19 protein-coding genes and 1 tRNA gene are annotated in these 24,923 nt (G+C 58.0%); 12 read left to right on the plus strand and 8 right to left on the minus strand.

From position 1 onward, the window contains the following. The first annotated feature begins 142 nt into the window (after positions 1-142). Positions 143-2,611: a histidine kinase dimerization/phosphoacceptor domain -containing protein gene (locus METAL_RS01430; protein WP_213069430.1), complete on the plus strand. Its 2,469-nt coding sequence runs from the start codon at positions 143-145 to the stop codon at positions 2,609-2,611. A gap of 15 nt (positions 2,612-2,626) precedes the next feature. On the opposite strand, the gene METAL_RS20320 is transcribed toward METAL_RS01430, so the two are convergent. Then, positions 2,627-2,782, minus strand: coding sequence for a hypothetical protein (locus tag METAL_RS20320; protein ID WP_169740931.1), 156 nt, complete (start codon positions 2,780-2,782; stop codon positions 2,627-2,629). A gap of 4 nt (positions 2,783-2,786) precedes the next feature. Here METAL_RS20320 and METAL_RS01435 point away from each other — a divergent pair, with 4 nt between their 5' ends. From METAL_RS01435 to METAL_RS01445, 3 genes are all read left to right on the plus strand, one after another. Beyond that, positions 2,787-3,017: a hypothetical protein gene (locus METAL_RS01435; protein ID WP_169740932.1), complete on the plus strand. Its 231-nt coding sequence runs from the start codon at positions 2,787-2,789 to the stop codon at positions 3,015-3,017. A 429-nt stretch (positions 3,018-3,446) separates the two neighbouring features. Next, complete coding sequence (locus METAL_RS01440) at positions 3,447-4,157, plus strand: hypothetical protein (RefSeq protein WP_213069431.1); 711 nt, start codon at positions 3,447-3,449, stop codon at positions 4,155-4,157. A gap of 135 nt (positions 4,158-4,292) precedes the next feature. Then, on the plus strand, positions 4,293-4,964 hold the full coding sequence (locus METAL_RS01445; RefSeq protein WP_005368911.1) for a 2OG-Fe dioxygenase family protein: 672 nt from the start codon (positions 4,293-4,295) through the stop codon (positions 4,962-4,964). Between the two features lie 163 nt (positions 4,965-5,127). Here METAL_RS01445 and METAL_RS01450 read toward each other — a convergent pair whose 3' ends face one another. After that, on the minus strand, positions 5,128-6,378 hold the full coding sequence (locus METAL_RS01450; RefSeq protein WP_031430485.1) for a cysteine desulfurase-like protein: 1,251 nt from the start codon (positions 6,376-6,378) through the stop codon (positions 5,128-5,130). 652 nt (positions 6,379-7,030) lie between these two features. Further along, complete coding sequence (locus METAL_RS01455) at positions 7,031-8,383, minus strand: ATP-binding protein (RefSeq protein ID WP_005368915.1); 1,353 nt, start codon at positions 8,381-8,383, stop codon at positions 7,031-7,033. 224 nt (positions 8,384-8,607) lie between these two features. On the opposite strand from METAL_RS01455, the gene METAL_RS01460 reads away from it, so the two are divergent. After that, positions 8,608-10,653, plus strand: a complete 2,046-nt coding sequence (locus tag METAL_RS01460) for a TonB-dependent receptor (protein WP_005368917.1) — start codon at positions 8,608-8,610, stop codon at positions 10,651-10,653. A 92-nt stretch (positions 10,654-10,745) separates the two neighbouring features. Here METAL_RS01460 and METAL_RS01465 read toward each other — a convergent pair whose 3' ends face one another. Then, complete coding sequence (locus METAL_RS01465) at positions 10,746-14,186, minus strand: PPi-type phosphoenolpyruvate carboxykinase family protein (protein ID WP_040578267.1); 3,441 nt, start codon at positions 14,184-14,186, stop codon at positions 10,746-10,748. Between the two features lie 395 nt (positions 14,187-14,581). Here METAL_RS01465 and hisC point away from each other — a divergent pair, with 395 nt between their 5' ends. The 7 genes from hisC (at position 14,582) to METAL_RS01500 (ending at position 19,893) form a co-directional block, all read left to right on the plus strand. Further along, positions 14,582-15,673: a histidinol-phosphate transaminase gene (hisC, locus tag METAL_RS01470; protein ID WP_040578411.1), complete on the plus strand. Its 1,092-nt coding sequence runs from the start codon at positions 14,582-14,584 to the stop codon at positions 15,671-15,673. A gap of 184 nt (positions 15,674-15,857) precedes the next feature. Beyond that, positions 15,858-16,457 carry a ubiquinol-cytochrome c reductase iron-sulfur subunit gene (gene petA / locus METAL_RS01475; protein WP_005368923.1) on the plus strand — a complete coding sequence of 200 codons (600 nt, stop codon included), beginning with the start codon at positions 15,858-15,860 and terminating at the stop codon, positions 16,455-16,457. Beyond that, positions 16,454-17,869: a cytochrome b gene (locus METAL_RS01480; RefSeq protein ID WP_005368925.1), complete on the plus strand. Its 1,416-nt coding sequence runs from the start codon at positions 16,454-16,456 to the stop codon at positions 17,867-17,869. Before petA ends, METAL_RS01480 begins: the two co-directional genes overlap by 4 nt. Position 17,870: 1 nt before the next feature. Further along, positions 17,871-18,593 carry a cytochrome c1 gene (locus METAL_RS01485; RefSeq protein WP_005368928.1) on the plus strand — a complete coding sequence of 241 codons (723 nt, stop codon included), beginning with the start codon at positions 17,871-17,873 and terminating at the stop codon, positions 18,591-18,593. 189 nt (positions 18,594-18,782) lie between these two features. After that, positions 18,783-19,358 carry a glutathione S-transferase N-terminal domain-containing protein gene (locus METAL_RS01490; protein ID WP_245549438.1) on the plus strand — a complete coding sequence of 192 codons (576 nt, stop codon included), beginning with the start codon at positions 18,783-18,785 and terminating at the stop codon, positions 19,356-19,358. Continuing rightward, positions 19,355-19,744, plus strand: coding sequence for a ClpXP protease specificity-enhancing factor (locus METAL_RS01495; protein ID WP_005368932.1), 390 nt, complete (start codon positions 19,355-19,357; stop codon positions 19,742-19,744). The genes METAL_RS01490 and METAL_RS01495 overlap by 4 nt, the downstream gene beginning before the upstream one ends. Before the next feature lie 73 nt (positions 19,745-19,817). Next, positions 19,818-19,893: transfer RNA gene (locus METAL_RS01500), tRNA-Lys, on the plus strand. A gap of 128 nt (positions 19,894-20,021) precedes the next feature. On the opposite strand, the gene METAL_RS01505 is transcribed toward METAL_RS01500, so the two are convergent. From METAL_RS01505 to METAL_RS01520, 4 genes are all read right to left on the minus strand, one after another. Beyond that, positions 20,022-20,471, minus strand: coding sequence for an RpnC/YadD family protein (locus METAL_RS01505; RefSeq protein ID WP_031430497.1), 450 nt, complete (start codon positions 20,469-20,471; stop codon positions 20,022-20,024). Positions 20,472-20,711: 240 nt separating this feature from the next. After that, entirely contained in the window at positions 20,712-22,664 is a 1,953-nt protein-coding gene (locus tag METAL_RS01510; protein WP_005368934.1) for an aconitate hydratase, read from the minus strand. A gap of 27 nt (positions 22,665-22,691) precedes the next feature. Continuing rightward, a complete protein-coding gene (locus tag METAL_RS01515) occupies positions 22,692-23,795 on the minus strand; it encodes an AI-2E family transporter (protein WP_005368935.1) in 1,104 nt (367 codons plus the stop codon). 472 nt (positions 23,796-24,267) lie between these two features. Then, a complete protein-coding gene (locus METAL_RS01520; RefSeq protein WP_005368936.1) occupies positions 24,268-24,846 on the minus strand; it encodes a hypothetical protein in 579 nt (192 codons plus the stop codon). Positions 24,847-24,923: the final 77 nt, after the last annotated feature.

Here is a 24,923-nt window from a genome sequence, read left to right on the forward strand (position 1 = left end):
CAATAGCCGAATTAAAACGGAAGCAAGCGTTCTCCTTATGTACCAACCGGCCCTTATCCGGCCATGAACAAGGTTTAACGGCTGCGTTCGTCAGCTACGCCCCCTTATTTCAGAATTTCAGAATCGATCCGAGCCCTTCATCTTGAAAACATTACTCCCTTTTCCGGCAAAGGCCGCGGCGCTTCTTTTTTCCTGTCCATCGACTCTATTTGCCTTCGTGTTGGCCTGTATTATCGCCGGGCTTCCGAGTTTTGCCGGCACCGAACCGCAGCAGCCCTTGCGCGTGGGCTCTGAAATCGGCTTTCTCCCTTATGTCGATATCGATGATCAGGGGCGCGCGACCGGTTTCGCCGTCGAGCTGTTCGAGGCCGTTGCCTCTACTATGGATATTCCCATCGACTTTCATCCGGGACGCTGGGATACGGTCTGGCAGGGTTTGAAAACGGGCAAGCTCGATGCCCTGCCGTTAGTCGCGCACATGCCGGAAAGCGAAGGTCAGGTGGAGTTCACTAAACCGCATACGATCGGCTATGACAGCTTCTTCGTACGTAAAGGGCGTGACCCGATCAAGTTTATCGAGCAGGCACGGAGCTTGAATATTATCGTACTGCGGGCGGATGCCGCACATGATGCGCTCCGCAGCCGGGGTTTCGATCAGCAACTGGTACTCGTCGATAATCTGGCTGACGGCTTTCGCCTGTTGGCTTCGGGACAACATGACGCGCTACTGGCCCCGCAGCTGCAGGGCAATCAGTTACGGCATCGAATCGGCCTGGAAAGCATTATCGTGCCGGGCCCCCTGCTCAAGGAATACCGGCGGGAATTCTGTTTCGCCGTCCGTAAAGGCAATACCGAATTACGCGATCGTCTCGATCAGGGCCTTGCCATCGTCAAGGCCAATGGCGAATACGACCGGCTCTACCGGAAATGGCTGGGCATCAACGAGATCCCGACTTTTCCGGCGACCTACTTGGCTTGGGGCGTATCGGCCGCTGTCAGCCTGTTGGCATTGATGGGGCTGTGGACCTGGCAGTTGCGCCGCCAGGTGGCGCTAAGAACCCGAGAACTGACTCAGGCCAACCAGTCCGCGCAAGCCGAACGTCAGCGGCTTTATGACGTACTGCAGGCACTGCCGGTTTACGTGGTACTGCTATCGAAGGATTATCGGGTCATCTTTGCCAACCGTTTTTTCGAGCAACGCTACGGGAAAGCCCAAGGGAGGCCCTGCTATAAGTATCTGTTCAACCGTAATGCGCCCTGCGAAGTTTGCGATACTTTCAATATATTCAAGACAGGGGGGCCACTGGACTGGCGTTGGAGCGGCCCGGACGGCCGTGATTACGAAATCCACGACTTTCCTTTTGCGGACACGGACGGTTCGCCGATGATCATGGAAGTGGGCATCGACATTACGGAGGTGAATCGGGCGAGGCAGGCGCTAAGCGAAGCCAATGCGTCATTAGAGCGGCGCGTGGCCGAACGGACAGCCGAGCTGGCAAAGGCATGGCAGGAGGCCGAGCATACCCGTGATCTGTTGCAGATCACCATGGACAATGCTCCTGCCTTGATGTCCTACATTGACCGGGAAGGCCGTTACCAGCGCATCAACAAGAACTACGAACTGTGGTTCGGCTATACGGCTGAACAGGTGCTTGGGCGCCACATACGGGACGTCCACGGTGAAGCCCTTTGGCAAACCGTTGAGCCTTATCTGGAGCGTGTTCTTACCCAAGAACGGATCGACTTCGAGTTCCAATCACTCTTTCACGATGGGAACTTGCGCTGGGTTCATGGCACATACTCACCGGACGTCGACGCCGAAGGGCAGGTCCGCGGATTTGTAGGCCACGTGCTCAATATCACCGAGCGCAAGCAGGCGGAAGAGGCCCTCCTTCGGCTGAATGCGGAACTTGAGCGGCGGGTCCTGGAACGCACCGCCGAACTTCGGCGCAACGAAGAACAATTACAGGCGTCCCTGAATGAAAAGGAAGTGCTGCTGAAAGAAATCCATCACCGCGTCAAGAACAATCTGCAAATCATCGCCAGCCTGCTCCAATTGCAAGCGGATGCCCAAACCGACTCCGCTGTGCGCGAATTATTCCAGGACAGCCGGTGCCGCATCCGCTCCATGGCCTTGATTCACGAGCAACTCTACAAAAGCCAGGATCTGAAAACGATCGATTTCGCCGATTATGTGGAGCAATTGGTCAGCCACCTTCACCGCTCGTTTGCGCACACCATTCCCCAGGTCACGGTCCGCCTGGACATTCTTCCCTTCACGCAGGACATCGACCATGCGCTGCCGCTGGGCCTGATCGTCAATGAGCTGGTTTCGAACAGCTTCAAGCATGCGTTTCCCAGGCCGAGCGGCGGCGAAAAGCGAGAGATTTGGGTGACAATGGCGCAGAATGCGCCCGGCGGGCTGACGCTGGAAGTGGGCGATTCCGGGTGCGGCCTGCCGGACACTCTGAATCTCGACCGCTCGCCCTCACTGGGCCTGCAACTCGTACAGAGCCTGGTCCTGCAACTGCATGGCCGGCTTACCGTCGAGCGCCGTTCGGGTGCAGTCTTTCGCATCTTCATTCCAGGAGAGAGAATTTTCTCCGGCTGAAACGGATATTCTCAATCATACAGGGCCGTAGGATGCGGTGAGGAACGAACCGCATCGTTCGCGATTGATGCGGTTCCTATCGTCACCGCATCCTACGGCCCTGCCGGCCATCGCGCCCAACAGCGCGTGCTTGGTCGAGACCGGAAAACCGAAACGGGTCGCCAGAATCATGAGGATGCCGCTGCCGAACAAGCTTGCGGCTCCTTTGAAATTATCGTTGGCGCCATTGGCATTGACAGCGAAGATTACCGCACTAAAAGACCTTCGAGGTTTTAAAAACCTCGAAGGTTTGATTTTATTTCTTTGCCTCAACATGGCTGACTACCCGTTTGCCGAAAACGTCCAGATGCGCCCGACTGAGCCGGTAAATTTTCCTCCGGAGCGGCAGGGAACCAACCCGCTGTAGGGATAAAATCGTTGAATCCTCCCTTGGCCGCTTTCCCAATAGTCAACCCACATCAATGAGCGACGCCGGGAATAAAGCTGCCTCAAAACCGGCGGTTCCGCGGATGAACGCGCGCCTGACCGCGGAAACCCTGACTTTTAAGATGCAATCGGCGGTCTCGCTATTGTGAGCGAAGGAATTTCAGCCGGCTTTGAAAGTCTTACGAGTATTCGGGAATGAGCCTAAAAAAGGGAACGGTACGGAAGTTCTTCTGGCTTCGCAAAAAATTCAGTAAAATGCAGCTCCGTTCGTTGCGGGCGAATGTCTTGCGTCCACTGGCCGAACACGACCGACACTCATGCACTATCAGCAGGCGGCACTCTAATGTCAGCGTATAAGCAGCCCAATCGACAGCCTAGCGACGCGCAAAGAAGGTTTGCTTTTAGTAACATGGCAAGGCACAAGACCAATCGCTCCCTGCACGCGTTCTTGAGTATCGTCACGGCAGGCTTATGGCTGCTGGTGTGGCTGGCGATCAGCATTCACAATACCCGGCGGCGCAATCAGATCGCCCGCGAATACGGCTTGCCCACCGAAACGAACGTAGGCTTCATCATCCTCATTTTTCTCGCCTTGATTTCGATCGCCGGCTACAAAGTCTATTCCGGCCTGTCCAGCGGCAACCCTCCCGAAGCGCCCCTCGATGCGGCCATTGGACCGGCAACGCAACAGGCAAAACCGGAAACGCGCTGGATTTACGCAAAAACGCACAGCCCCATCGGGCGCGGTTCGATCGTTACCGCCACCACTTATTCGCTGAACGAGATCGAATTCGGCCCGCCCTACGAGGGCAAACAGCGCGGCGTGCTGACCTTGCGCCAAAATTTCAACAATTCGCACGATGTGTATTTCGGACTGGAAAAGGGCCAATTCCTGTGCGATAACCGGGCTTGCGGCATCACCGCGCGGTTCGATACCGGCATGGTGCAATTTTTTGAAGCCACTCCGGCACAAAACGAAAACATGCCAGGAATTTATATAAGAAACGCGGATATCTTTATCCATTTTGCGGAAGTGTCCAATACGGTCACGATTACCGCCGCGTTTCTGGATCAGACCAAGCAAACCTTTCAGTTCGATGTCCATGATTTGAACTGGTAAGATCGCAGCCGGTTCAGACCGATCTTGCCTTATTTCGTCCGGGATTAAAGAATATAGTAAAGGTCCCCGCATCGCCGGGCTTGTGTTTTAAGGCTAAGAAAAAACGGGATGCCGTCCGCAAAGGAGACCGCCACTATGCAAGAAGTCTTCGTATCGACCGGATTCGAATTCGGGTTTCTGTTTTGCATGCGAACGGAAAACGCGATCGATCCGACCGTATTCAAACCGTTCTTCAACGACCTTCCGGTCGACCCCAACATCGAGGGCCATTACCGATATCGGAGACTGTCCCGGTTCAGGATTACCGACGACGGAATCATGAGGCTGCCCCACGGCTATCTGTTTCAGAGCAAGGACTATAATCCTTTGGTCGGCGACATCAAAAGGGAATTCGAAGAGCTTGACGACGAACTGGTCAAGCTGGACATGTTCAGCGCTCTTTTGCTGGTATTTCGGGATTTCTGCGCGCTTCGCCCCGGCGCCGAAATCGGTGTGCACCAGATCCGGACGACCTGTTCGCCGGAGAGTTTCGGCGACCCTGCCCCGGAAGGCATTCACCGGGACGGGACCGATTTCGTCTGCATTTATTCGATCGACCGGAACAATGTCGAAGGCGCGGAAACCCATTTGTACACGAGCGAGAGCGGAGAATCGTCGGTATTCAACAAAACGCTGTATCCCGGCGAACTGGTGCTGGTGAACGACCGCAGATTCTTCCATTATACGACGCCGGTGCATCCGGCCGGCGAAGGCAACGGCACCCGCGATGTGTTCGTGCTGACCTGCCCGAGTTTGCTGGTCGATTAGTCCCCGCCGATGGGTTTCGCTGGCGCTCTACCCATCCTATACCAGGCATGTTCAACGCTGTATGGATACTCATGCCTGCTGGAGAAGGGGCTTACCTTCTTGATCTATCACTATGGAAAGCACTGTAGCCTAATATTGGGACAGCGCTGCCGTATTGCAAAGGCTATCCCTCAACAGTAATTTCCCGCAATGCCCTGAGCAGCCGTTCAATCTCGTCAGACGTGTTGTAAGCCAGCAGCCCGATGCGCAAAAAACCGCCGTCCGCCTCGACGTTCAGTTTTTCGGTGAGGCCCGGCGCGTAAAAATTGCCGTGCCAGGTATAAATGCCGCGATCGCCCAGTTCCTTCGCAACCGTATCGGGCTTTTTCCCGGCCAGCCGGACTGCGACCGTAGGGGTGCGCCAGGCGAAACGCGCGGGATCGGTAATGCCGTAAACGGTCAGTCCCGGTATCTTTGACAGTCCCGCCATCAATTGTGCGCATAACGCCCGCTCATACCGCCGGCTCGCTTCCAGCGCGGCGACGAGCGCGCCCCGTCGCGACGGGGACGGCGAGATCTGCTGGCCCAATTCGGCCAGATAATCGACGGTCGCCGTAAGTCCCGCCAGACTCTCGTGGTTCAGCGTGCCGGTTTCCCAGCGTGAGGGGATCTCGTCGGGGGCGGGCAGCACCTTGCACGGACGCAGGCGGGTCAGATGTTGCTGCTTGCCGTACAGGACTCCGACATGCGGACCGTAGAATTTGTAAGCGGAACAGGCGAGAAAATCGCAATCGAGCGCATACGCGTCGATCGGCCCGTGGGCAGCGTAATGCACCGCATCCACGAAAACCCAGGCGCCGACCGCATGCGCCAGGCGTACCACCGCCGCCACGTCGTTGACCGTACCGACTGCATTGGACGCATAGCCGATCGCCACGACCCGCGTTTTCGCGTTGATCTTGCGCTTCAGGTTCTCCAGATCGAGCGTGCAGTCTTCGGGATGGATGTCCGCAACCCGGACGACCGCGCCGGCCTCCTCTTCCAGCGCCTTCCAGGGCGAGACGTTCGCGTAATGGTCGAGCCGGGTCACCAAAATTTCGTCGCCCGGATTCAGCTCGCGGCCGATCGCGCGGCTCAACGCAAAGGTCAGCGTGGTCATATTGGCTCCGAAAACCACCTCGTAAGGCTCGCAGCCGAGCAGATCGGCCGCCGCTTTCCGGGCCGAGGCAATGCATTTGTCCGTGCGCCGGCTGCTCGCAAAAGCCCCGTGCGCGTTGGCGTTGGAGAATATCAGGTAACGGGCCATCGCCTCGATTACGGAGCCGGGCACTTGTGAACCGCCGGGGCCGTCGAAGAAAACGGGAATGCGCCCGTCAATCTCCTGAGAGAGCGCCGGAAACCGGGAGCGTACCCAAGCGGGGTCGAGAGAACGCATGCGAAACTCCTTGTTGCGATGCTGAGTTAACAGCTCTTGGACAAGTTGATAGGGTTTTCGTTTATCGCGGCAAAACAAAAAAGGGTAATCCAGCCGTTTCCCTTGAACAAATTCAAACTCGCCCGCCGCGCCACCAAAGCCCCTATCCAATGCCGTTAAGGATGCGGCTAAAAATAACTTCCCGACATGCCGCCTGCTCGTTCCTATTTTCAGTCGTAGGGTACGCTGTGCGTACCATGGAGTGATGAAAAGGTACGCACTCGGCAATTGCTCCTGCATCGCTCTATCTCCTGCCTCCGTGCAGTCGTCGGCAATTGCTCTGTCCTTAGACCACCCTTTAGCGGTGGCATTGCTCTCGATCGCATATTCCCGACACGATCTACCTCCCTCATCCCTAGGGCCCCGTACCTCCTGCATGAACGCCAGGGATGGCGTGAATGCAGAGATTGCACGACTGTAGGGATACAGGAGGTAGGGCAACGCAGGGAGCGGTTGTCGCGGAGCAAATCTCTGCCCGTGCAGTCGAGCGTACCCTACAGCGGTTTGTGCTCTTTGGGGGTGTAACCCAAACCGGCAAAGGGGGAATTCCGATAAGCGCGCGGCGAGGGAACGCGTGGAGGGCAGTGATGATCGGCCCAATCCTAAAGAGGCTTTAGGGCAAATACACGCTCCAGCTCATCCCGCCCAGCGTCTTGCTCGGCATGCCCTCCAGCTTGCCATCCAAAAGTTCGATCAGGTCGCTGACCACCGCCATTCCGATGCCGTGCCCGTGAATGTTCTCGTCGGCGCGGACGCCGCGTTTCAGAATCTCGCCGAGCTTCTGCTGCGGAATGCCGGGGCCGTCGTCCTCGATCAACAGGAACACCGCATAATTGCGGCGGTTCTTGCGCTGCTTCAGCGCGACCTGGACCCGGACCGTTTTCCGGCACCATTTGCTGGCATTGTCGAGCAGGTTGCCGATGATTTCGTAAAGATCGCCTTCCTCGTAATACACCGGGCTCGCCTCGGGAATGTTCAGGTCGAACGAGATTCCCTTATCCAGATAAACCTTGGTCAATGAAGCGACCGTTTTGCGGATGATGTCCGAAACGTCGGAGGCGCCGACGGTCTTGCTTTCGCCTTTGGCGGCCGCGCGCTGCAACTGGTATTGGATAATCTTGTCCATGTAGGTCAGCTGCTCGATCACCGCGTCCTGATTGCCCTGAAACGAATGCGCGCAGCCGTGCAGAATCGCCAGCGGCGTCTTCAGGCTGTGCGCCAGATCGGCCAGGGTGTTGCGGTAGCGCTCCAGGTGCGCGCGCTCGCTGCTGATGAACGCGTTCAGGTTGTTCGCCAGTCCCTGCAGTTCGGTCGCATAATAATGGTCCAGGCGCGACCGCGTGCCTTTTTCGATCGATTCCAGATCCCTGACGATCCGGCGCAGCGGCTTCAGGCTCCAGCGCAGCAGCGAAAACTGGATGAAAATCAATACCACGCCGATCACCAGCAGCCAAGTCCACAGCGTGACCGCAAAGTGCTTGACCTGCTGTTCGACGAAATCGCCGTCTTCGACGACGGTAAACAGGTATTCGCGTTCCATGCCTGCCAGGGTCTGCCAGATGACCCGGTAATGAAACGCGTAGCGGTTGCGTTTTTCACGGGTGAAAGCCGGCTCGCCCGGCGCCATGTCGGGGAGCGGCGGCGGATCGAGGCCGATCGCGGAAGGCGAGCTCCAGACCTGTTTCTTGTTGGTCTGCCGGATGAAGCCGTAGAGCCCCGAGCCCGGATTCATGAAGCGCGGGTCCTGCAGATTCTGCGAAACGGACAATTCGCCGTTGTCCTTCAGTTCGGCGGAAGACAAGAGGGAGTACACCTGCACCTGCAAGCGTTCCTTCAACGCTTCTTCGGCGCTTTCGCGGAAGCCCTGTTCGAGCACCACGGCGACCAGCGCGAAAAAGGCCGCCAGCACCAGGCCCTCGGAGGTCAGTAATCTAAAGCTTAGGGATTTGGCGCGTAGTGCATTCATTATCGGATGACGGTTGAGAATTAAAGGCTGATCGGTTTGTCACAGCGCTGTCGTCAGCGGGAATTCTATTTTAATCAAAATCGCGCCTCCGCCGCTTTCGTTCTTGATCATGAGACTGTTCGGGCGGGGCTGCACTTTGGATGATCGGGCGATTGAAAGAATGGAAGTGCAGGGAGAATTTTTTGTATGTTATAATATAACATCACAACGGATGAGATGATTTGATGCAAAAACCGATTTATCCTTATATCGTGGCCTGCCTGTTCTTGCCGGGCGGGGGCGTGCAAGCCGGGGAACCGGGTAACGACACGACGCTGGGCGAAGTCGTCGTCACCGCGCCTGCGCGGAAAGAAAAAGAGAATCCCGTACAGCCTTCGGTGGTATTGAGCGAGGAAGCGCTGCGGATGAAGATCGGCCGCAGCATCGGCGAAACGCTGAAGGACGAACTGGGCATCGCCAGCCAGTCGTTCGGCCCCGGCGTCGGCACGCCGGTGATCCGGGGACAGGCGGGGCCCAGGGTGCGGGTCTTGAGCAACGGTATCGGCAGCAATGATGCGTCCGCATTCAGCCCGGACCATGCCGCCAGCGTCGAACCGCTGTTGGCCGAACGGATCGAAGTATTGCGCGGGCCGGCCACGCTGATGTACGGCAGCGGCGCGATCGGCGGCATCGTCAACGTGATCGACAACCGCATTCCGGACAAGCTGCCCGACAAACCGGTCGGCGGGGCGCTCGAACAGCGCTTCGATTCGACCAGCGACGAAACCGGCACCGCGATGAAGATCGACGGCGGCCGGGACCACATCGCCTATCACCTGGACGGCTTCTACCGCCACCGCGATAATCTTTCGATCGGCGGTAGCGCGATCGATACGGCCAAGGCTTCGATTACCGACCCTTCGCTCGAGATCGTCGATAATCCCAAAGGCCATCTGAACAACACCGGCGCGGAGGCGATCAGCGGTTCGGCCGGCCTCTCCTGGATCGGCGAACCGGGCTTCGCGGGCGTCTCGATCAATCATCTCGAAAACAATTACGGCATCGCGCCGGATGGGACCGGCGAAGAAACCGTGCGTATCGCTCTCCGGCAGGACAAGTACGACTTCAAAGGCGAGCTGGCCGATCCGTTCCGCTTGGCGAAAAGCCTGCGCGCCCGTTTGGGTTATACCGACTACCAGCATACCGAAATCGCGAACGGCGAGCCGGGCGCGTTTTTCGCGAACCGGACTTATGAAAGCCGGCTGGAAATGGACCACCGGGACATCGGCCGCCTACGCGGCACCGTCGGTTTGCAGGTGCAGTCCAGCGACTTTACCGCGATCGAGAAACTGACCGGTGAGCCGATCGTGCCGCATTCGCTGATCGACAGCTATAGTCTCTTTGCCATCGAATCGTTCGATGCGGGGCCTGTGGCTTATCAGTTCGGCATGCGCATCGATCAAACCGGTATTCAGCCGGACGGGAGAAAAGGGCTCGACTACACGCCGGTCAGTGCGTCGGCGTCCGCCGCCTGGAAAATCGACAAACGCAACAGCCTGAATCTGGCCGTCACCCGTGCCTCGCGCGCGCCGCAAGTGCAGGAACTGCTGGCCGACGGCTTCCATGACGCGACCCGCAGCTTCGAGCGGGGCAATGTGAACCTCAAGGAAGAAACTTCCTACAACCTCGATCTGGGCTACCGTTTCAAGTCCGACTGGCTGCGCGCCGAGTTCGACCTGTTCCACAACTGGGCCGGCGATTATATCTACCAGCAGCGCAGCGGCGAATTCGTGGATGAGGAGGGCAATCCCTGCGCCGTCGACTGCAAGCCGGTCCTGGTCACCCGCCAGCGGGACGCGATCTTCAAAGGCTTTGAGGCCAAGCTGATCTTTCCGATGATGGAGAACCGCTACGGGCTGCTGGACCTGACGCTGTTCAGCGACTATACGCGCGGCGAATTCGTAAACGGCGGCGACGTGCCGCGGATGCCGCCCTTGCGTTACGGGCTGCAGCTCGATTATCAGCAGGACAAACTGTCGAGCTATTTGCGCTTCACGCGCGCCGAGGACCAGCCGCATGCCGGAGACTTCGAAACTTCCACCGCCGGCTATTTCCTGCTGAATGTCGGCGTCAACTATCGACTGAAGGCTTACAAGGAGGCCGAACTGCTGCTGTTCGCGAAGGGCAATAACCTGCTCGATCAAAATATTCGCAACTCGACTTCGTACCTGCGCAATTTTGCGCCGGAAGCGGGACGAGGGGCGGAGATCGGCTTCCGGTTGAGTTATTAAGCCCGCGTAGGGCGGAATGGCGCAGCGTATTCCGCCGGATGTTATATGCATGCGGCGCAATACGGCTATCGCCTATTGCGCCCTGCAATTCTTCACCGATGCACCCAGTCCGCTCCCAAAGTCCCGGACAACTTTTCGAAATAAGCCGGTTCGCCAACCTCGGCCAGCATCCGTTCGGCGGTTTCGAGTTTTTCGCTTAAAACCCGGTGCCACGCTTCGCTTGGTTCGGTTTCGCTCAAACGTTGCCGGATATATTCGCGGTGCCGCAGCCAAAGCGCGTATTCCCGCTGTTGCTTGATCTGCAGCCTTTCGCGGTACCAGTCGCTTTCGAGCAGCGCCTCGCGGGTGAACAGCGCACGAATGGATGGATCGTCTACCGTTTTGCCTTCGTAATGCCCGTAAGCCATCACCTGCAGCAGCGCTTTGAGCGGCGGGCAGGCGTCGTCGATCGAGCCGTCCCCGAAATAGAGCGAGGCGACCCGTCGCTGCGCCTGGTAAACGTTGTCGACGCCGTCGACGAAGTCGGGCAGGCTCTGGATTTCCGGCTTCAGCATCGCTTCGTCGAACACCGCGGTCGGATAATCGAAGACCTTGCCGAAATTGGTATGCACGAAGCGTTCGGTAATCCGATAACCCAGGCGGCTCGCGTACACGGTCCGGCCTTCGAATTCGAAATCTTCGAGCTTTTCGAGATGGCCTTCGGCGATCAGGTAGCGGGGATCGCGCTGGTCGACCGGCAGGCGCGACCAGATTTCCGGAATCAGTAGGCTGATGTCGTGATCGATCCGCCGCGCCGAACCGATATAACCGGCCGCGGTCGAGAAGCCGTCGTAGCCGCAGAGGATGAACGACACCAGCGCGGTGTTCAAATCGGCCGTCGCGCAGACCGCGTTGAACGGGCCTTTGGTCAGCGCGCCTTCGGAGCCCGCGCCGGTTGTCGAAGGCGATTTTCCGGTCAGGCTGCAGATGAAATCCATGAACAGTTCGGGCAGTTCCTGATAATGGATCGGATTGTAAATCGCCAGCGGCTTGATGCCGGCCGCCGCATCGCGCGGGTTGTTGCGGCGTCCGGGCAGCACCGCATCGACCGGAAAATGCACCGGTTGATCGAAGTCGAGGCCGCGCGCCAGCCGGGTCGACAGTTCCGCCAGATAGCGCGGACGCGGATCGACGAGATCGGGCCGCCGCTGCAGGTAGCGCACGTTCTGGCTCGGTTTGCCGTCGACCCGGCGCGGATGCGCCGAGGAGACGAAAAATTCGCCTTCCGGGGCCTCGGCGGCGCGCGCGATCAGATTGCGCATCGGTTCGCTGAACTGGTCGAAATGCACCACGTCGTCCCGGATTTCCCGGGCGTCGGCCGGCGTCAGCGGTTCGAAATTCGAAATGAAATTGTTGCCGCCGGCCAGGTCGGTTTCGGTTTGCAGGTCGGTGCCGCGGTGGACCGCGTCGTCCGGCCGCTGGAAAAAACTCATTTCGCAGTTGTCGACCAGTTTGACGCTCGGATTCGGCGTGTTCGGGCTCAATCCCGGCAAAAATCCGGCAGGCACCACGGTCGATGCGGTGATGTCGTCTTCGAACTGGATTTTTTCCGAGGCGATGAAATCCTGGCGCAGTTTGAACACCCGCCAGGCGCCGCTGCTGTCGTAGCCGACGCGCAGATAGCAGGCGATCAGTTTGCGGCCCTGAAATTTCAGTTCGTTGCCCGGATAACCGTTCACCACGTCGACCGAAAAATGTTCGCGCCAGTTTTCTTCGCCCCACGCCGGGTTGAAAAAGCGCTTGATGATCAGCACCAGCGCCCAGATGTGCTGCGGAAATTGCGTCAGCCAATGGTTGTAGGTGTCGGCATATTCGCCTTGCGAAGGAGTCAAGAGTTTGATCACCGAGCCGAGCGTGCGCTGGTTGCTGAGCAGCGGGCGCCGGTCGACGCCGTTGCGCGCCGGATCGCGAAAACGCTGTGAATAGTCGTAGGCGAAAATTTCGGCGACGGTGTCCATGTCTTTGTCGAAATCTTCGACGAAGATGGAGCCGAAAAGGATCGCGCCGGCGATCGACTTCGAAATTTCCGATTTGCCGCCGCCGGACACCGTGCTCGGTTTGTGGCACAGGGTGCTTTCCGGGAAAGTGCCGATCAGCCGCCAGCTCGGCGCGTGCGGGTGGCGCTCCATGTGCACGCGGAAACCGTTCGGATACACGTAGGTTCGGTCGGCCAGCAGTTTCAGTGTCTGCGCCGCGCCGTTTCGCGCCCAGCTGACTTGCTGTCGCTGGATGTTGATTTCGGCCGTTTCGGGAATGAACACGATGTCCGGATGGGTTTTGTCGGTCGCATGGCCTTTGGGGTGCAGGTCGATCGATTCACCCAACAGGCGCGGAATCCGTTCGAAGGTGACGTTCTTGATGTTTTCCGGGCCCGCCAGATAAATGTCCCCCAGGCTGGCCCGGACGAACGCGAGCGCCCCGCCGGCGTGTTCTTCTTCGCAGCCGCCGTACAGATTGGCCGCATAGCTGATCTGCGATTTGATCTCTTTTTTGCTGTAGCCGAAATAATTGTCGGCGATGATCGTCACGATGACGCCGTGCAGGTTCCGGCACACCAGTTTGAAAGGCTTGCCGTCGTTGTAGCGTTCGTCTTCGCTTCGCCAGCACATGCCGTCCTGGCGCTGCCGTTCGCTCGCTTCCTCGACAGGCGGCAAACCCAGGTCCTTTTTGCGGCAATGCACCAGATGCGGCGCCAGGATGATGCAGCCGGTGTGGCCGGTCCAATGCTCGATGTCCAGCGCGGCATCGTTTTCGGGCAGAAACGGGTTACCGGCATTGCCGAAGATCGATTCGACGAAGTCCAGGTTCGCGACCAGGCCGGCCGGCGCAAAAAAACGCGTTTCCATCGTTTTCGGCGGCGCTACGCCGGCAATGCCGGGAACCACCCGCGGCCGGATCAGCATCGACAGCCACAGTTTCGCCGGATTTTGCTGCCGGCTCGTATAAGGCAGGCACAGCAGGTCGTCGGGCGGGGTCAGGGCCCGGAGCAGGATTTCCGCGTAAGCGCGAACCGGCACTTCGCTTTTGTCCGCCGGCACCGGCAAGCCGCCGGCCGCGATGTGGAACACGCCTTGGGTCGTGCGCCGGTCGTTTTTCGGATTGTGCAGAACGCCTTGCCGAACCCGGTACGAGTCGATGTAAGGCGAATGGTATTCGTTCGACTGGAACGGCAGCGACAATTCCCGGGCCAGCCCTTCTTCGAGGATGAAGGTTTCGCCGGGCAGCAGAATTTCGCTCTCGACGCCGTTTTCGCGCAGGTAGGCGTTCAGGAAATCCTGAATGCGCTGATCGGCGGGACACCGGTAGCGGGACAGCAGGCGGCGCTGCAGGGAATAATTTTTCAACAAGCCGTCCGCGATCTTCAGATAACTTTGATCGTGCTCGGCTTCGCAGGTCGGCTGTCCCAAGGCCGCCAAATGCAGATTGATCAGATGCAATTGTTCACGTTGTTGGCCGGGTGAATCGGTGGGAGGCGGAATGACGGATGTATTCATCGGGGTAACGGTAACGAGCGTTGGTTTAAATTTAGTTATTATTGCTAACGCATTTGAGAAACTGACGCCGTGCAGCGTACCGGTAGTTAACGCGCCGTTCAAGCGAAATTTCATGTTGCCGGTTGCCGGTTGCCGGGATGTTGGCGTTTGTATTCATAAATCCGGACGGCCTGAACTTCGGTTAACGATTGAGCGTCGGTTCATGGCGGTTGCGCAGAGAAGATCATCATCTCCGCCGGTTAACACTTTGTCCCCAAAATATTCGTGCCCAAGCCGGCCGGCGTCCCAGCAACAGGCTGTCGACAGCGGTTGAAACTCGGCAAGACATCGGCCGAGGAATTTGGGACAATGTGACCGAAACTCAACCGCAGCGATACCGACTCCTAATATTAATGATGAACATGAACGACCTGGCGGCCGGTGTTTTCCGGAAGGAAGTGCTGGCCATGTCCGCCTACCACGTTGCCGATGCGGAGGGCTTGATCAAGCTGGACGCGATGGAAAATCCTTACGAATGGCCCGAAGACCTCAAGACGCGCTGGCTCGAAACCCTGCGCGCCTGTCCGTTGAACCGTTATCCCGATCCCTGTGCGCGCCGTCTCGCCGCGGCGATCAGACGTTCCGCCGGCCTGGATGACGATGCGCCGCTGCTGCTCGGCAACGGTTCCGACGAAATCATTCAGCTCTTGTTGATGGCGCTGCCGCCGGATTCCTCCGTGCTGTCGCCGGAGCCGGGATTCGTGATGTACCGGCAGCTCAGCCGCTGCCTGGGTCTGGATTACGTTGGCGTGCCGCTGCGTGCGGAGGATTTCGGTCTCGATCTGCCGGCGATGCTGGCCGCGATCGAGCGGCACCGGCCGAAGCTGATCTTCCTGGCCTATCCGAACAACCCGACCGGCAATCTGTTCGACCGGGCCGCGATCGAGGCAATCGTCGAAAAGGCGCCGGGCTTGGTTGTGATCGACGAGGCTTACGAGCCGTTCGCCGGCGCCAGTTACCTGGGCATGCTTGGCCGCTATCCGAACCTGCTGGTGATGCGTACGGTGTCCAAGTTGGGACTGGCCGGTCTGCGGCTCGGCTACCTGGCCGGCAGCGCCGAACTGCTCGGGCAATTGGATAAAATCCGCCTGCCGTACAACATCAACGTGCTGACCCAGGCCAGCGCCGAGTTCGCGTTGAACCACAAAACCCTGTTCGATCAGCAGACCCGGCTGATCTGCGCCGAGCGGGCACGCGTTTTCGCCGCGCTGGCCGCCATCGGCGGCATCATGCCTTACCCGAGCGCCGCCAACTTCATTCTGTTCAGAACGCCGCCGGGCCGCGCGGACGAAATTTTTACCGGGCTTAAACAGCGGGGGATACTGATCAAGAATTTGAGCCCGCAGGGCGGCCTGCTGGCCGATTGCCTGCGCGTGACGATCGGTAAGCCCGATGAAAACCAAGCTTTTCTTTTCGCGCTGAATCAGAGTTTTGTATCCAGTCAGTGAGTCTTCTTGCGACGGGAGAAGGCGGCAGAGAAAAAGACGCCGGTTTTCCATTTTTTCTCGCCGCATTTTGTTATTTCACGGTAAACAAATCGGTCGAAGCACTTCAAATCGACTAGGTTCTAGTGGTATATTGCCCCGGTTAACGCGTTAGTCACGGCATAGACCGGAACAGGAGAGTTAGATAATGAATAATAAAGGCGTCGATAAGTCTAAGCGCCAATTTTTAACCTCGGCGCTGACCGTAGTGGGGGCGGTAGGCACGGGTTACTTAGCGGTACCCTTTCTCGCCCAGATGCAGCCCAGCGTAAAGGCGATGGCGGCGGGGGCGCCGGTCGAGGTCGACATCGGCAAGATGGAGCTCGGCCAACTGCTCCGTGTGGCCTGGCGCGGCAAGCCGGTCTGGATTCTGAAGCGCACGCCCGAGGTGCTGGCGACGCTGAAAACGCTGGATAACGAGCTGCGCGATCCGCTGTCCGAGGAGTCGATCCAGCCCGAATACAGCAAAAATCTCTACCGCTCCCTGAAGCCCGAAATATTTGTCGCGATCGGTATCTGCACCCACCTGGGCTGTTCGCCCACTTTCCGGCCCGAAATTGCGCCCGTCGACCTCGGCGATAAATGGAAAGGCGGCTTCTTCTGCCCCTGCCACGGTTCCTGGTTCGATCTGGCCGGACGCGTTTACCGGGGCGTGCCTGCGCCGACCAATCTGGAGATTCCTCCTTACCGGTATGTGACCGAAAACCAACTGATCATTGGTGAACCCAGCCAAGGAGCAAGCGCATGAAACCTTCACGTCTGACTTTGTTCGGCGAGTGGATACTCGAACGCTTTCCGATCACCAAGATTTGGGAAGAGCACATGGCGCATTATTACGCGCCGAAAAACTTCAATTTCTGGTATTTTTTCGGGTCGCTGGCGCTTCTGGTGCTGGTCAACCAGATCATTACCGGTATCCTGCTGACGATGAACTACAAGCCGGATGCGCAATTGGCCTTCGATTCGGTCGAATACATCATGCGCGAGGTGAACTGGGGCTGGCTGATCCGCTACATGCATTCGACCGGCGCTTCCGCGTTTTTCATCGTGGTTTACCTGCACATGTTCCGGGGGATCATCTACGGTTCGTTCAAGCATCCGCGCGAGCTGATCTGGATCTTCGGGATGTTCATCTTCGTCGCCTTGATGGCCGAGGCCTTTATGGGTTATCTGCTGCCGTGGGGCCAAATGTCCTACTGGGGGGCGCAGGTGATCATTTCGCTGTTCAGCGCGATTCCGGTGATCGGCGAGGATCTGTCGCTGTGGATTCGCGGCGATTACGTGATTTCCGATGCGACCCTGAACCGCTTCTTCGCGTTCCACGTGATCGCGGTGCCGCTGGTGCTGGTGATGCTGGTGTTCCTGCACATCGTCGCGCTGCATGAAGTCGGCTCGAACAATCCGGACGGCGTCGAAATCAAGAAACAGAAAGATGTCAAGGGCATTCCGCTCGACGGCATTCCGTTCCATCCTTACTACACGGTCAAAGATATCGTCGGCGTGGCGGTGTTTCTGGTCTTCTTCTCGGTCGTGATCTTCTACATGCCGGAATTGAACGGCTTCTTCCTGGAGCACGCCAATTTCATCCCGGCCGATCCGATGAAGACGCCGGAGCATATCGCGCCGGTCTGGTACTTCACCCCGTTCTATTCGATTTTGCGTGCGATCCCGGACAAATTCGCCGGCGTGATCGGCATGGGCGGCGCGATCGTCGTGCTGTTTTTCCTGCCCTGGCTCGACCGCGGCAGGGTCAAATCGGTCCGTTACCGTGGAGGTATCTATAAAAAAGCGCTGTTTCTGTTCGTGGTCAGCTTTCTGATCCTCGGCTATCTGGGTACCCAGCCGCCGACGCCGCTCGCAAGCGTCATTGCGCGGATCTGTACCGCGATCTATTTCGGCTTCTTCCTGCTGATGCCGATCTATACGCGCTGGGAAAAATTGAAACCGGTGCCGAGCCGGGTCACTTATCAGCCGAGTCTCGACGACCGCCTTCAAGCGTTAAAGAAAGTCTATGAAGAGGTCACTTTTGTGGAACCGTTGTCCAAACCGGTTGCATCGCCGCTGGCCAAATGCACCTTTTTGAGAAGACGGCTGAATCCTGTCGGCGTTCGCAGTGTCGCCAAGCGCTTTGTCAAAACCCTCAAAACGAGCCTTGATTGATATGAGAAGAATAATAACATTACTGCTGTTTTGCGCGTTGTCGGTTGAAGGATACGCGTCGGAAGACGTCGAACTGCAAGCGGCGAATATCGATTTGTCCGATAAGCGTTCCCTGCAGCGCGGCGCAAAAACCTTCGTGACTTACTGTCTCGGATGCCATTCGCTCAAATATATGCGTTACAAACGCCTGGCGCAGGATTTCGGGCTCGACGAGAAGAAGATGCTGACCCAGATCGCGCCGCAGAATGCCAGCATCTACGACAAGATGTTCACCGCGATGAACAAGCATGACGCGGAAAAATGGTTCGGCATCCAGCCGCCCGACCTGTCGCTGATCGCCCGCTCACGCGGCACCGACTGGCTGTACACCTACCTGAAAGGCTTTTATGTCGATAAAAGCAAGCCTTTGGGCGTTAATAACGCGGTTTTCCCCGATGTCGGCATGCCGAATGTATTCTGGCAGTTGCAAGGCCAGCAGCAAGCGGTGGTCAACATGGTCGAAGGCAAACAGATCGTCGAAGGTTTGGTGCTCGACAAGCCCGGCACTTTGTCCGAAAAAGAGTTTGATGATCTGGTGAACGATCTTGTGAATTTTCTGGCCTATGTCGGGGAACCCATGCAACTGGAGAGAGTCAGTCTAGGCAAGTATGTGCTGCTTTACCTGTTCATGTTTTTGGGTATCGCCTACGTGCTCAAAAAGGAGTACTGGAAGGACGTGCATTAAGCGATCGACTCGGCGTAGCGGCTCCACATAATCCGGGCGATTCGCGTACCGCGTCGCCCAAAGCCGCGTCCTTGAATGTTATAATGCCTCAATTCAGCGTTTAGGACGTTCAAAAGAGGTTCTTGATTAGTGACCAACTTGTTTAGTAATAAATCTGTGATGACTCTATTCTCTTCTCCAACATGCGCAATGAGCCATTCCGTTCGCTTTGTATTACACGAGAAAGCGATCGTCGCAGACATCGAATACTACGATCCGGCCAGTCCGCCCGAGGACTTGCTCGAACTGAACCCGACCGCCGTATCGCCGACTTTGGTGGAACGCGATCTGGTGCTTTACGATTCCCGGATCATCATGGAATACCTGGACGAGCGTTTTCCGCATCCGCCCTTGCACCAGATGGACCCGGTATCCCGCGCCAATGCAAGAATGCTGATCAAACGCATCGATCAGGACTGGTATCAGCTGCTCGATGAGATTTTATACTCCGGCGAGAAAAAATCCGCCCGCGCGAAAAAAATGCTCAAGGAAAGCCTGCTGGCGTCCGCGCCGATCTTTGCGGCCCGGCCGTTTTTCATGAGCGACGAATTTTCTCTGATCGACTGCGCGCTGGCCCCTCTGCTATGGCGCCTGCCCATGGTGGGCATCGATGTCTCGACTCCGAACGAGGCGATCATCAATTATGCCGAGCGTATTTTCAGACGCCCTGCATTCAAGCGCAGCCTGAGCGACGCCGAAAAAGACATGGCGCAACTCCCGAAATGACTCCGCTAAAACCTTACCTGATCCGCTCGATCTACGAGTGGATTACCGACAACGGCCTGACGCCGTATCTTCTGGTCAATGCCGAACATCCCGGTGCGCTCGTGCCGCACGAATTCGTGGAAGGCGGCAGGATCGTCCTGAACGTGCGTCCGGAGGCGGTCCACGGTTTGTCGCTCGGCAATGACCAGATCGAGTTCAACGCGCGTTTCGGCGGTATCGCCAGGCACATTTTCGTGCCGATTCGGGCGGTTCTGGCGATTTATGCCAAAGAAAACGGCAAAGGGATGATCTTCGATCCCGAAGAAGAAATTGAAGACGATACGCCGCCCGAAACGCCGGATACCCGGCCGCCGACGGGCAGGCCGCAACTGAAGGTCGTCAAATGAAGCGGAGGATATTGGAATTTGTAGAAATATCCGCTATAATTCCGCTTCTATTCTCTAGTTGATCATTCAACGCGGGGGGTTAGCTCAGTTGGTAGAGCAGTGGACTCTTAATCCATAGGTCCAGGGTTCGAGTCCCTGACCCCCCACCACTTATAAGTTTTTTAGAGTTCCACAGAATACATAAAACCCGCAAGCTGCAAGGCTTAGCGGGTTTTTTATTGTCCAATGAAGTACCGCGCGGAAAGCGATAGCAATTTCGCCGGAGGAGGATGGCCGCTCAATGGCGGATCGCTCGGCAACTGCTCCTGCGTTGCCTACCGCTGGGGAGGCACTTGGCTGCAGCGGATAACGGTTCGTCCCACACGTCTTCCAACCGTTCGGTAGTCAAAATACGCTCGACCCAGGCGTCCAGTTGGGCTTTCGCGGCCGCGTGCACTCGCAGCTCCATGTCCGCGGGCAGTGGGCCGAATTTTAGCCGGAGCAGTTTTAGCAGTGTTTGGGCTTCGCCCTTGGTTTCGCCCCGAGCCTCCCCCCGAGCTTCCCCTTGCGCCTCGCCCTGTAATCTCGCTTCTTGTAGCCATTGCGAAATGCGTTGTGCCAGCATGGTCTTGATCTCCCGTAAATCGTTCGGTTCGGTCGGCCGGTCCTCGCCCGGCGCATGAGCACCCGGTTGATCCAGACGCTGAAACTGCGCCGCAGCCGGGTTTATTCCGGCGCTGCCAGCCATTCTATCAAATGTCCTTCTTTGTACGGACGGGTCATCGGCGCTAACGGGGCGGTGGCGGGCTCCGTTATTTTAGCAAGGGCGGGGAATACTTTCACAGCCTCATTTATCCCGTCCGGCATGCAGGATTACCGCACTAAAAGACCTACGAGGTTTTAAAAAACCTCGTAGGTCTGATTTTATTTCTTTGCTTCAACATGAGTGACTACTAGCCCTTGATCCGGTTTTACCGCCGCCGCTACGCTATTCCGGGCTCGGGCTTTTCCGTTTGACCCAGTTGATCAGCCCGCCCGCCAGCACCCTGTCGACCGCTTTGGGCGCCAATGGGTGTTCGGTTTCATAAGCCTCGTTTTTGGTCAGATTGATCACCCGGACGCGCTTTCCCTTGCGAATCGCAGCGCGCACGTCGGGGATCGACAGCCGGTCGCCTAGTTCGATCCGATCCCAATCCTCGGGATTCATAAAAATCAATGGCAGGATGCCGAAATTGCTCAGATTTTGCAGGTGAATCCGGGCGAAACTTTTCGCGATGACCGCCTTCAGGCCCAGAAAGCGGGGCGCCAGCGCGGCGTGCTCGCGGCTCGAACCCTGCCCGTAATTGGCACCTCCGGCTACGAACGAGCCCTGTTGTTGATATGCCATCGCCCTGTCGTAGTAGGTCTCGTCGACCTGGCTGAATACGAATCGGCTGATGGCCGGGATGTTGCTGCGGTACGGCAGCACCCTGGCGCCGGCCGGCATGATTTCGTCGGTCGATATGTCGTCCCCGACTTTCAGCAGCACCGGCCCTTCGAGCGCCTCGGGCATCGGTTCCAAGTCGGGCAGCGGCTTGATATTGGGACCTTTTTCCAGAGGATAGGATCCGGCTTCCGCTGCCGGCGCGGGTGGAACCAGCATCGAAACGTTGAGAATCACTTCTGCCGGCTCCGCGATGCGGGGATAGGGCATATCCAGGGTGCGCGGATCGGTGATGATGCCGGTCAGCGCCGAAGCGGCGGCGGTTTCCGGGCTGCACAGGTAAACCTGGTCTTCCTTGGTGCCCGAACGGCCCGGGAAATTCCGCGGCACGGTGCGCAGGCTGATCCGGCCCGACGCCGGCGCCTGCCCCATCCCGATACAGCCGCCGCAGCCGGCCTGGTGCAGGCGGGCGCCGGCATGGACCAGTTTTGCCAGGATGCCCGTCGCGGTCATGTTTTCCAGGATCTGCCGGGAAGTCGGGTTCACGTCGAACGATACGCGGTCGTGCGCCTGTTTGCCGGCGACGATCTCGGCCGCGACCGCGAAGTCCCGAAAGCCCGGATTGGCGGAGGAGCCGATATAAGACTGGTAGATTTCCCGGCCCGCCACCTCGCGCACCGGCACCACGCTGCCGGGGCTGCTCGGCAGCGCGATCAAGGGTTCCAGCGCCGACAGGTCGATATCCTCGTCTTCGTCGTATGCCGCATTTTCGTCGGCCAGCAGTTCCCGAAAGGCGTTTTCGCGGCCCTGGCTTTTCAAAAACGCCCTGACCGCCGCATCGGCCGGAAACACGGTCGTGGTGGCGCCGAGTTCGGCGCCCATGTTGGCGATCACGTGCCGGTCCATCGCGCTCAAGTGTTTCAAGCCGGGGCCGTAATATTCGACGATCTTCCCCAGCCCGCCGTCTACGCCGTGCCGGCGCAGCATCTCCAGAATCACGTCCTTCGCGCTGACCCAATCGGGAAATGCGCCGGTCAGCCTGACGCCCCAGACTTTGGGCATCCTGACATAAAACGGCTCGCCCGCCATCGCCATTGCAACCTCCAGCCCGCCCGCGCCGATCGCCAGCATGCCTAAGGAGCCCGCCGCGCAGGTGTGGCTGTCGGAACCCAACAAGGTTTTGCCGGGGATGCCGAAGCGCTCCATGTGCACCGGATGGCTGACGCCGTTGCCGGGACGGCTGTACCAGAGGCCGAACTTTTTGCAGGCGCTGCGCAGGAACAGGTGGTCGTCGGCGTTCTTGAAGTCTTCCTGCAGCAGGTTGTGGTCCACGTATTGGGCGGAAAGTTCGGTCCTGACGCGCGGGATGCCGAGCGCTTCGAATTCCAGCATCACCAGCGTGCCGGTCGCGTCCTGGGTCAGCGTCTGGTCGATCTTGAGGCCGATTTCTTCGCCCGCCACCATCCGGCCTTCGGCCAGATGGCTTTCGATCAGTTTCTGCGTTACGTTTCTGGCCATGGCACTTTGAGGTTCAGGTCGAAGGTTTCAGGGCAGTTCCACCGGCTCGCCGAGCACGTCGCGTACGTAAAACATCTGCACCAGCACCATTATCACGACCGCCAGCGCCGGCGCGAGCAGGAAGCCGAGAATGCCGAAGCCCGCGGCCATGATCAACTGGGCGGTCAGCAGCCAGGCCGGGGCCAGCGCCACGACTTTCTGATGGATATAAGGAGTGATCCAGTAGCTTTCGAGGGCCTGTATCACCGAATAGAGAATCATTACGTACAGCGCCGTCGAGCCGCTTTCGGCCCAGCCCACCATGACGGCCGGTACCGCGGAAATCAAGGGACCGATGATCGGCACAAAGGTCAGGACGCCGGCGAGCAGACTCAAGATGAAGGCGAAAGGCACCCCTAAAACGGCCAGCCCGATAAACGTCAGCAAACCGATCGCGAACATCGACGCGAATCGGCCGACCAGCCACCAGCGGAGCGCCTGCCCGATTCTGTCGAAGGCTTCGCGGATTCGCGCCCGGCGCGCCTGGGGAAACAGGCGAACCGTGCTATCGAGATAAATTCCGGGTTCGGCGGCAAAGTAAAGGCCCAGCACGATTACGATCAGGAAGCTCGCGACCGCCCCGAATGCGGTCGAAAAAATGCCGGCGATTTTTCCAAGTTGCCGCGGATCGGTCAGAGCGTTTCCGATTTGATAAAAGGTGTCCAGCAACAAAGGTCCCCAGGCATACTGGCCTAAAGAAGTGCGCAGGCGGTCCAGCGTCGACGGCAATTTCTTGGATAACTGATAAAAACCTTCCGCAATGTCGGGTCCGTACAGCAAGAGGATCAGTACGGAAGTTCCCAGCAGCGCCAGCACTACCAGATTCAGAGAGGCCGTTACGCTCAACTCCGTGTTCCGGCTGATCAGGTTTGCCAAGGTGCGCAAAAACAGCGCCGACAACAGACTGGCGAAAATCAGCAAAAGAATCTGTGCGACCTGCCACACCATCAGTAGCAACGCAATCACCGCGGCCGCGGTTAGCGCCACGATCAGCGTTCTTTTGGTCAACAGGCCGTTCGTGCTGCCGATCCCGACGGGCTCCATTTCGAGGGAGTCACTGCCCGGCATCCTGATTCTGTCCCACAAGCTCATGGCGCCTTCTCCCTTGGCAGCCGGGTCGGTTTGCTGTGCTTCGTCTCCTCTCGTCGGCCAGGAAAAACGTTCTTTCGACCGTACGGCTTTTCTTCCATAACCGCCTCCTCGGCAAATAAAATTTCAACGGGGTTTTAGTTGAAAAAGACCGTGCCTATATGACGATCGTTCCAATTTCTTCACCCTCGGCGAAGTGGGCGCAAAAAGCGTGTAAACCTTGCATGAGCATTATCGGGCAATTCTTTCTTGGCATAGGACAACTACCTCCGATTCCGCCGCGCGGTAGAAGAAGGAAGGGATGGCTCATTCCAAATGATCGTAAGCGGGCAGGCTTTGCAGCCTTGCATCTTCCAGTGCCTCGCCCACGGTAAAGTGATACAGGCTTTGCCAGCGTTCGGCCGGGGTGGGCGGTTTCTATGCGGCGCGGACGACTTCACCTTTCTATCCGCTTTCTTCAGACAGCCTTTGTTCATCAAACGGACACCAGCGATACGAGGTAGTGTATGTCGAGATGCAGGATGAAACGCACCTGCCTGAGGCTGACCGATCGGTCCAGCAGCGCGGCCTGAATTGCTTCTTGCGCGGTGCAGGGGCTGTCCGACACCGGTACGCCCACGTAGTCGCCCGTCTGTTGCGCGCATAACCGGTCGATGATCCTGCGTATCCCTTGGGAGGACAGCAGGTATCTGTGCCGTTCCACCGGCACGCGCACCCGTTCCGTGAAATAGCGGTCGTCGAGCGCATCTTCCCAGGGATCGAAATCTTCATCTTCGTACCGAACCATTTTCCAGTCCCGCCTTAACCGCTGCGAAATGGGAAGGTTCGTGCGTGTCGCCGAAAGCAGCTGCAGGATCGCATAAGAGACCACCGAGGGGCACGCGAGCAGTTCATTCATCTGGCAGAGCGTTTCTCCGTCCCATTCCAGCGGTAAGATCAGCCGGGGCTCGTAAAAGATGCACCCGTTGATTACTTTTCTGTTTCTGGGTTGATAAAGGCGCGCCGCCCGATGGATTTCGGACGCCGTATATTTAAGAGAAGCGGATGCCGTCATATTTTGCCTCCTCTCTTCCGGCTCTGGCGGTATCGTACCGGTCGGGCGATACCCGAAAATTCGTCCGTCATTGTGGA

Origin of the sequence: Methylomicrobium album BG8 (genome assembly GCF_000214275.2) — a bacterium.
In the GTDB taxonomy this organism is placed as follows: Bacteria; Pseudomonadota; Gammaproteobacteria; order Methylococcales; family Methylomonadaceae; genus Methylomicrobium; species Methylomicrobium agile.